Source organism: Streptomyces sp. MCA2, from assembly GCF_023544705.1.
Taxonomy (GTDB): domain Bacteria; phylum Actinomycetota; class Actinomycetes; order Streptomycetales; family Streptomycetaceae; genus Streptomyces; species Streptomyces decoyicus.
The window spans coordinates 91,664-99,601 of sequence record NZ_JAMJFM010000035.1 but is presented as its reverse complement, the minus strand read 5'-3'; the positions used below and the strand labels follow the sequence as shown (position 1 = coordinate 99,601).

Below are 7,938 nucleotides of genomic sequence, written 5' to 3'. Positions count from 1 at the left end.
AAGCCGTAGCGCCGGTGACGGGCGGCGTAGTCGCGGAGGGCACGCAGGAAGTCGACCTTCCGGAACGCCGGCCAGAAGACTTCACAGAAGTAGTACTCCGAATGGGCGCTCTGCCACAGCATGAAGCCCGACAGCCGCTGCTCACCGCTGGTCCGGATCACCAGGTCCGGGTCGGGCTGGCCGCGGGTGTAGAGGTGCTCGGAGATCAGGTCGATGTCGACGATCTCGGCGAGCTCCTCGAAGGAGGTGCCGCGCTCGGCGTGGTCCAGCAGCAGCGAGCGCACCGCGTCGGCGATCTCCTGGCGGCCGCCGTAGCCGATCGCGACATTCACCATCACACCGGTGTTGTCGCGGGTGGCCTGCTCGGACTCCTTGAGCACCTGCTGGGTGGCGGTCGGCAGCAGATCGCGGTTGCCGACGTGGTGGACCCGCCAGCGGCCGTCGGCGGCCAGGTCCCGGACGGTGTTCTCGATGATGCCCAGCAGCGGCTTCAGCTCGGCCTCGGGCCGGTCGAGGTTGTCCGTCGACAGCAGCCAGAGCGTGACCACCTCGACATCGGTCTCCTCGCACCAGCCGAGCAGCTCACTGATCTTGGCCGCGCCGGCCTGGTGGCCCTGCTCTGTCGTCCGCCCGTCGGCCCGCGCCCAGCGCCGGTTGCCGTCCAGGATGACGCCGACGTGCTTGGGCACCTGGGTGTGATCCAGGCGACCCTCCACCCTGCGCGCATACAGCCGATAGGCCAGATTGCGCAGTGCAGGCGGATACGGGATGCGCATCCCGGAAGATCGCAGCATGTGTGGTCCAGCCCCTCCGTGCCAATGGCGGTCGCCCCGTCGCCTCAAGTGGGCAACTTTACTTCTCAGCTGTGACGACAGCCCAATCAGGTAGGTCACAAGTACGTGATAGGGAGATGAGCATGACTGGCACCGACTACCGCGCAGCGGATTCCCGCTACGACTCGATGAAGTACCGCCGAACGGGTCGCAGCGGACTCAAACTCCCCGCCATCTCCCTTGGACTCTGGCACAACTTCGGTGATGACCGCACCCTGAGCTCCCAGCGGGACATCCTGCGCCGCGCCTTCGACATGGGTGTGACCCACTTCGATCTGGCCAACAACTACGGCCCGCCGCCCGGGTCCGCCGAGCTGAACTTCGGAAAGATCTTCGCGCAGGACTTCCGCGGCTACCGCGACGAGATGATTCTGTCGACGAAGGCCGGATATCTGATGCACCCCGGCCCCTACGGCGAATGGGGTTCGCGGAAATATCTCCTCTCGTCGTTGGATGCCTCACTGAAGCGGATGGGTGTCGATTACGTCGATATCTTCTACTCGCACCGTTTCGATCCGGAGACCCCGCTCGAGGAGACGATGGGCGCCCTGGCCTCCGCCGTCCAGCAGGGCAAGGCGCTGTATGCCGGGGTTTCCTCCTACAACGCCGAGCAGACCCGTGAGGCGGCCGGAATCCTGCGCGCCATGGGTGTCCCCGCGCTGATCCACCAGCCCTCGTACTCGATGATCAACCGCTGGACCGAGGACGATCTGCTGCTGGACACCCTCGAAGCCGAGGGCATGGGCTGCATCTCTTTTGCGCCACTTGCGCAGGGCATGCTCACGGACAAGTACCTGCACGGGATCCCCGAGGGCTCGCGCGCCGCGCAGGGCAAGTCCCTGGACCCGGACCTGCTGTCCGACGAGGTCGTACGCCGCCTGCGCGGCCTCAACGACATCGCCGCCCGCCGCGGCCAGTCGCTGGCCCAGCTCGCCCTGCGCTGGGTGCTGCGCGACGACCGGATGACCTCCGCCCTGATCGGCGCCAGCAGCGTCGCCCAGCTGGAGGCCAACATCGCCGCCCTCGAAGCGCCCGCGATCACGGACGCCGAGCTCGCCGAGATCGACGAGTTCGCGAAGACGACGGACGGCGTGAACATCTGGGCGCGGCGCTAGAGCAGATCAAAACGACAGGCCCTAAGGGGTGTCTTCCCCCTGGTAAGTCGCCCCGCCCCGTCCGACGGGCTCCGGCGTCTGCCGGGCGGTCCCGTCGGCCGCTGCGGCGCCGGTGTGCGCACGAGCGGGTGCCGACAAAAAAGCGGGCCGGTCCGTGGGGGGGATACGGACCGGCCCGAGGGGGGGTTTCCACCATAACCCCACGGGGGCGATGCTTCGTGCACCGGCGCGCGCGGCGGCGTGGCTCGGGTGCACCCGGGGGCCGGAAGCGGGGCAAGGACCAGCGGAAGGAACCCCTCCGGTGCGGGTGTCCGGCCCGGTCGGGCGAGTCCCCACCGGGTGCGTGGCCCCGCGTACGGCGGGGCCGCCCGGCGCGGGGCCGCCCGGCGCGGGGCCGCGTTCAGGCGGCCGCGGCGGCGCCCAGGAGCAGCCCGCAGAAGGCACCGAGGATCATGAAGGGCCCGAGCGGCATGGCCGTCTTCCGCGCGCCGGGCCGGACGATCATCAGCCCCGCACCGTAGAGCGCGCCCAGCAGCACCCCCGCCGCGCCTCCGGTGACCAGGGTGCGCCAGCCGTACCACCCGAGGGCCACCCCGAGCCCGACCGCCAGCTTCACGTCGCCCAGGCCGATCCCCCGCGGGTTGACGGCATAGAGCAGGAGGTAGCCCGCGCCGAGGAGCAGGCCGCCCAGCAGGGCCCGCCGCCACGCCCCGGTCTCCCCCGTGAGCCAGCCGCCCAGCCCCAGCAGCGCCGCCGCCACCACGGCGAGCGGCAGCGTCAGCTCGTCCGGGAGACGCCGGACCCGCCAGTCGACGGCCACCAGCAGCACCGCGACCGGTGTCATCACCAGCCAGGCGACGAGTTCCGGCCGCGGCCCGGTGGCCGCCGCCAGGGCCGCACAGGTCAGCGCGGTGGCCGCCGTCGTCGGCAGCACACCCGGCCCGTACGCCCCGCAGTCCGGACAGCGCCCCCGACCCAGCCAGCCCCGCGCCACCCCCGTGATCGCATGCCCCTGGGGGCAGACCGCGCGCCATTCCTCCTCGGGCTCGACGGCCATCCGGTGGGCGGGCCGCGGCAGGAGCAGCCCGGCCGCTGCTCCGTAGACGGCGGCGAGAACCATCAGCATCACTGGCACGCGTCGACCCTAGGGCGTCCGGCCACCGGCCACCGGGCGGATGCGGAGCGCGGGGAGCTGATACAACGCTGTGCATGGCGCGTTGGGAGAACGGCCCTGGGGTCCTGTACGGGGCGGATGCCGGTATTCCGGTGGAGATCGCGGCGTCCTACCGCGCCCGCACCCGCGGTTTGCTGGGCCGCGAGGGCATCGAGGGGGCGCTGTTGCTGACCCCGGCGAGCAGTGTGCACACCTTCCGGATGCGGTTCGCGATCGATGTCGCCTATCTGAGCCGGGACTTCACGGTGCTGGCCGTACGCACCATGCGTCCGGGGCGGCTGGGGCTCCCCCGCCTGCGCGCCCGGCACATCCTGGAGGCGGAGGCCGGCGCGATGGCGCGCTGGGGCCTGCGCCCCGGCCTCCGCCTCGGTGTCGAACCCGCCCGCTGACGGACCGGCTGTCCCGCGGCGCCCGGACGGTGGCCTACACGGCGGCGTACGCGGGGCGTTCGACGGCGGGCGTCTTGTCGCGCCCCTTCCGTCGCTCCAGTGCCGCCGCCCACCCCGTGGCCGCCAGGGCGAGCACGCCGGTGCCGGCACCGACCCAGGCCACCGAGGTGAAGCCGAGGCCCGCGTCGATGGTGAGACCGCCCAGCATCGGGGTGAGGGTGATCCCGACGTTGAAGGCGGAGGTGTTCAGGGCACCGGCCAGCATCGGCGCCCCGGGGGCGAGGCGGAACACCCGTGACTGCACGACCGGGTTGACGACGAATGCGGTGAATCCGAGGACGAAGACCAGGGCGACGGTGGTGCCGAGGCTGCCCGCCGTCAGCGCGAGGGCAGCGGAGGTGACGGTGAGCGCTCCGACGCCGGTGAACAGGGTCCGCAGCGGCACCGCGTCGGCGATCCGCCCGCCGAGCGACACCCCGGCCAGTCCGCCGGCCCCGTACAGGGCGAGCACCACCGGCACCCACTGCGCGGGCAGGCCGCTCACCTCGGTCAGCAGCGGGGCGAGATAGCTGAAGGTGACGACCGCCGCGCCGAAGGTCAGTGTGGTGACGAGGTAGGACACCCACAGCGCCGGGCGGGCCAGTCCCCTCATCTCGCTTCGTACGGAGAGAAGTTCACCGCCGGCGCGGTGTCCCCCGGGCAGCACGGCCCGCAGCGAGAGCGCGCTGAGCACGGTGAGCGCGGCGACGCCCCAGAACGCCGCCCGCCAGCCCGCGTGCTGGCTGAGGACCGTACCGGCCGGCACGCCCACGATGGTGGCGAGGGTGAGCCCCATGGCGACCACGGACAGCGCCTTCCCCTTGGCGCCCGGCGGCACCAGGCTGACCGCCGTCGCCGCGGCCACCGCCCAGAAACCGGCGTAGGCGAGGGCGCTGACGATGCGGGTCGCGAACAGCACCCCGTACCCCGGTGCGAGGGCACCGGCCACATGCCCGGCGACGAAGACGAGTTGGAAGGCGACCAGGGCGGTGCGGCGTGGCACCCGCAGCGTGGCCACGGCCAGTACGGGCGCGCCGAGGACCATGCCGACGGCGAAGGCGGAGACCAGCAGACCGGCGTCGGGTATGGAGACGCCGAGGTCGGTGGCGATGTCGGGGAGGAGTCCGGAGAGCATGAACTCCGAGGTGCCCTGGGCGAAGATGCCCAGGCCCAGGAGGTAGATCGCAAGTGGCATGACAGGGGGCTCCGTTGTGGGGAGGAGGGGAGGTCCGGTGGATTGCTCGTACGTTTTGGATCGATCAGTTCAAAATGAGGGCAGGGTGCGGCCAGTCGCGAGAGATGACGAAGGGGAGGGAGGGGACAGTCAGCGGCGGCAGCGGGAGGGGGCCGGCCGGGAGGTCAGAAGGCGCTCAGCGTCGCCTCCGCGACAGCCTCCAGGGCGGTGCGGCCGACGCCGGACCGTGCCGAGACGCGCAGTCCGCCGACCGAGGCGATCACCAGATGGGCGAGGGTGCGGGCGTCCTTGTCGGCGGCGATGTCCCCGTCGCGCTGACCGGACTCGATCACGGCGCGGATGGCCTCCAGCCGCACGCCGTAGTCCCGCTCCAGCGATGTCGCGACCGACGGGTCATGGGCCGAGATCTCGACAGAGGCATTGACGACCAGACAGCCCCGGCCGTCCGCGTCCTCGGCGAACTCGTCGTCGATCACCCGCCGCAGCAGCGCGTGGATCTTCTGCCGCGCGGGCAGTTCGCTCTCCAGCAGCGCGAACAGCTCGCCGTTCTGCCACTCCATATAGCGGGCCAGCGCCCGCTCGAAGAGGTCGTGCTTGCTCTTGAACGTGTTGTAGATGCTGCTGCGCCCCAGGCCCGTGGCATCACACAGATCCTGTGTGGATGTGGCCTCGTAGCCGGACGCCCAGAACGCCTCCATCGCGGCGTCCAGCGCCCGCCCCTCGTCGAACTTCCTGGGTCGCGCCATGACAAGGACGCTAACACGTATTGGATCGACTGGTCCAATACTGCGCCCGGTCACGAGGAGCGCGGGAAGCTCACCTCGACCCGGCGGTTCTTCTTGCGGCCCGCCTCGGTGCCGTTGTCGGCGATCGGGTACTGCTCGCCGTAGCCGCGGATCTGGAAGCTGACGGACGAGCCGAGGTCCTTGGCCAGCTCCTGCTGGACGGCGTTGGCCCGCTTCTTGGACAGGACCAGGCCGTGGCCGGCCGAGCCGAGGTTGTCGGTGAAGCCGAAGACCCGCAGTTTGGTGGCGTTCTGCTTCTTGATCTCCGTCGCGATGCCGCCGATCCGGGACAGCGCGTCCCCCGACAGCTCGGCGCTGTCCTTGCCGAAGAGGACCTCGGCCTGGAGCGCGAAGGTCACATTGTCATTGGTGTCCTGCCGCCGCTCGGAGCCGTCGTCGGTCTCGACGATGGACTTGATGTTGAGGACCTTGGACGGGGCGAGCTCGGCGCCCTGGACCATCCGCAGATCGGGGTCCTTGGGGTCGATGTGCACCGGGGGGCTGGAGTCCTCGGTCAGGCCCGGCGGATCGGCATGGGCGGCGGGGACCGTCAGCGCCGCGGTCAGCAGCAGGGCGGCGGCGGTGACGGCGGTACGGGGCGCTCGGCGCGGGCGGCGTCCTCGGGGCATCTGGGTCGCGGTCATCGGTGCCCGCTCAATCCGTGATCTGCACGCTGGCCGGGGGCATGGTCGGCAACTGGAAGTCGACCTCGGTCACCTTGGCCGGCGGCGCCGGGAACTGGGCGAAGACCGGGCGGCTGGCTCCCGGCATCAGGCCGCTGAGGCCGGTCGTGCACAGGCATTCACCGTTGGTGTCGCGCAGCACCAGATACCGCTTCTTGCCCGCCTTGTCGACGAGGGTGGCTCCGGAGATGGAGGAACGGGACCGCAGATCGGTCTCGTTGGAGCGCCAGTCGATGGCGTTGAAGGCGCGGGTGCCGCGGTTGGCCACCGTGCCGTTGACGGTGACGAAGCCGCCGGAGTCACGGACGACGGAGTGCAGGGTCACCACCACGCCGTCCGGCCCCTTCATTTCGCCGATCACCTTGTCGGAGTCGGCCGCCGGGCTGCCGGGGCCGCTGTCCTTGGGGGCGCTGCTGCGGGCCGGCGGCTTGTTGTTGTCCGTCGCCCCGGCACCGCCCTCACCACCACCGCAGCCGGCCACAACGAGAGCCAGGCCGACAGCGCTCGCCATGGCGACCGCTCCTCTGGCGGCCTTCGTGGTGCGCCGAATGCTCATGGGATGCGATTCCTTTGATGTCGTCCGGTCGTCTCGGAAGTCTCGGTGCGCGGGTCGGGGTGGTGAACGGGGTGGCGAGCGGGGTGCGGGGGCGGCCGGTCAATGGGCGAGGCGTACGGCGAAGAGGTCGGATGCGTCGGGCAGATGCTGGAGGTGATCGGGGTCGAGCGTCCAGCGCTTTCCGTCACAGGTGAGCTCGACGAGCGCGGGCCGGGGGCCGTCCTTGCCCTTGCCGCCCGTGCCGCCCTCATCTCCCTTGTCCCCCTCGTCGCCCTTGCCGTCCGGCCCGCCCGTGTCGTCCCCGGCGGGATCGAGGGTGCAGCGGGGCTCGACGACGGACTTCGCCTCGGCCTTCCCATGGGCGCTGCTGGTCATCGGGATGACCGAATTGCCCACGGACTTCTGGGTCCTGACCCCGACGGCGAAGGAGGTGGGCCAGGAGTCCGGGGTGCAGCCGGAGCCGGAGCCGTAGAGCTCGGCGCCGTTCCGTTCGGCGAACCAGCTCGCGCTTTCGCAGGCCGCCGGGGACGGGGCGCCGCGCCCGCTCAGCAGGTCCTTCCAGACGACCTGGTTGGTCTCGTAGCTGCCGTCGCGGAGACCGTCGAGAAGGCCCTTGGTCAGCAGGTCGCGGTACTTCTGGCCGGCGGCGAGCGCGGCCGCGTCGGCAGCGGTCTGCGCACCGTTGCGGGTGGCCGCGGCCTGGCCCACGGCGAAGAAGGCGAGCGCGAGGAAGAGCAGGCCCCCGACCGCAACGATGTAGAGCGGGAAGGCCTGCCCGGCGTCGCGCCGACGGCGCAGGGTCGTGACCGGCACGACAGTGGCGGCAGCGGCGGGCCCTAAATCCCGACGACGTCGGAGATCTTGTTGGCGATGGCGTTCGCGATCTGGCTGCCGAAGTCCGTGGTCGACAGGACCAGGACGATCGCCACGACCACCGCGATGATGCCGAGGTACTCGATCGAGGTCTGTCCCCGGTCGTTCCCCAAAATACGCTTCGCCATCGTCTTCCCCTCCATGGGCGGCCGTACCGCTCTGGTCCGGCTGGTCTGTCCCCGTGGTGCCGGCGCGTTCGACCGCGCTCACGACACGAGAAAAGTACGCCGGAACATCGTGCCCGGAACAGGGCTTCCGTACCCAATCCTGAATTGGGATCACGGACGGCGGGCCCA

10 protein-coding genes are annotated in these 7,938 nt (G+C 70.8%); 2 read left to right on the top strand and 8 right to left on the bottom strand.

Annotation, left to right across the window (positions count from 1 at the left end; translation table 11 throughout):
• Positions 1-776: isoprenyl transferase (locus tag M8I34_RS26440; RefSeq protein ID WP_250053290.1), on the bottom strand; the 776-nt coding region annotated here is incomplete at its 3' end.
• A 140-nt stretch (positions 777-916) separates the two neighbouring features.
• Here M8I34_RS26440 and mgrA point away from each other — a divergent pair.
• A complete protein-coding gene (gene mgrA / locus M8I34_RS26435; RefSeq protein ID WP_250053282.1) occupies positions 917-1,948 on the top strand; it encodes an L-glyceraldehyde 3-phosphate reductase in 1,032 nt (343 codons plus the stop codon).
• A gap of 400 nt (positions 1,949-2,348) precedes the next feature.
• On the opposite strand, the gene M8I34_RS26430 is transcribed toward mgrA, so the two are convergent.
• Positions 2,349-3,074 (bottom strand): A24 family peptidase, encoded by a 726-nt coding sequence (locus tag M8I34_RS26430; RefSeq protein WP_284050832.1) that lies wholly within the window; start codon positions 3,072-3,074, stop codon positions 2,349-2,351.
• Between the two features lie 83 nt (positions 3,075-3,157).
• Between M8I34_RS26430 and M8I34_RS26425 the strand changes: the two genes are divergently transcribed.
• On the top strand, positions 3,158-3,511 hold the full coding sequence (locus tag M8I34_RS26425) for a DUF192 domain-containing protein (protein WP_250053279.1): 354 nt from the start codon (positions 3,158-3,160) through the stop codon (positions 3,509-3,511).
• 34 nt (positions 3,512-3,545) lie between these two features.
• Here M8I34_RS26425 and M8I34_RS26420 read toward each other — a convergent pair whose 3' ends face one another.
• From M8I34_RS26420 to M8I34_RS26395, 6 genes are all read right to left on the bottom strand, one after another.
• On the bottom strand, positions 3,546-4,745 hold the full coding sequence (locus M8I34_RS26420) for a Cmx/CmrA family chloramphenicol efflux MFS transporter (RefSeq protein ID WP_250053277.1): 1,200 nt from the start codon (positions 4,743-4,745) through the stop codon (positions 3,546-3,548).
• 164 nt (positions 4,746-4,909) lie between these two features.
• Entirely contained in the window at positions 4,910-5,491 is a 582-nt protein-coding gene (locus tag M8I34_RS26415) for a TetR/AcrR family transcriptional regulator (RefSeq protein WP_250053268.1), read from the bottom strand.
• A gap of 50 nt (positions 5,492-5,541) precedes the next feature.
• Entirely contained in the window at positions 5,542-6,174 is a 633-nt protein-coding gene (locus M8I34_RS26410; protein ID WP_250053266.1) for an OmpA family protein, read from the bottom strand.
• 10 nt (positions 6,175-6,184) lie between these two features.
• Positions 6,185-6,769, bottom strand: a complete 585-nt coding sequence (locus M8I34_RS26405; protein ID WP_250053264.1) for a hypothetical protein — start codon at positions 6,767-6,769, stop codon at positions 6,185-6,187.
• 99 nt (positions 6,770-6,868) lie between these two features.
• The gene (locus M8I34_RS26400; protein WP_250053262.1) at positions 6,869-7,582 is read right to left on the bottom strand and encodes a pilus assembly protein TadG-related protein; all 714 of its coding nucleotides are present in this window, start codon (positions 7,580-7,582) and stop codon (positions 6,869-6,871) included.
• 23 nt (positions 7,583-7,605) lie between these two features.
• Positions 7,606-7,770, bottom strand: coding sequence for a membrane protein (locus M8I34_RS26395; RefSeq protein WP_018089307.1), 165 nt, complete (start codon positions 7,768-7,770; stop codon positions 7,606-7,608).
• Between the last annotated feature and the right edge of the window lie 168 nt (positions 7,771-7,938).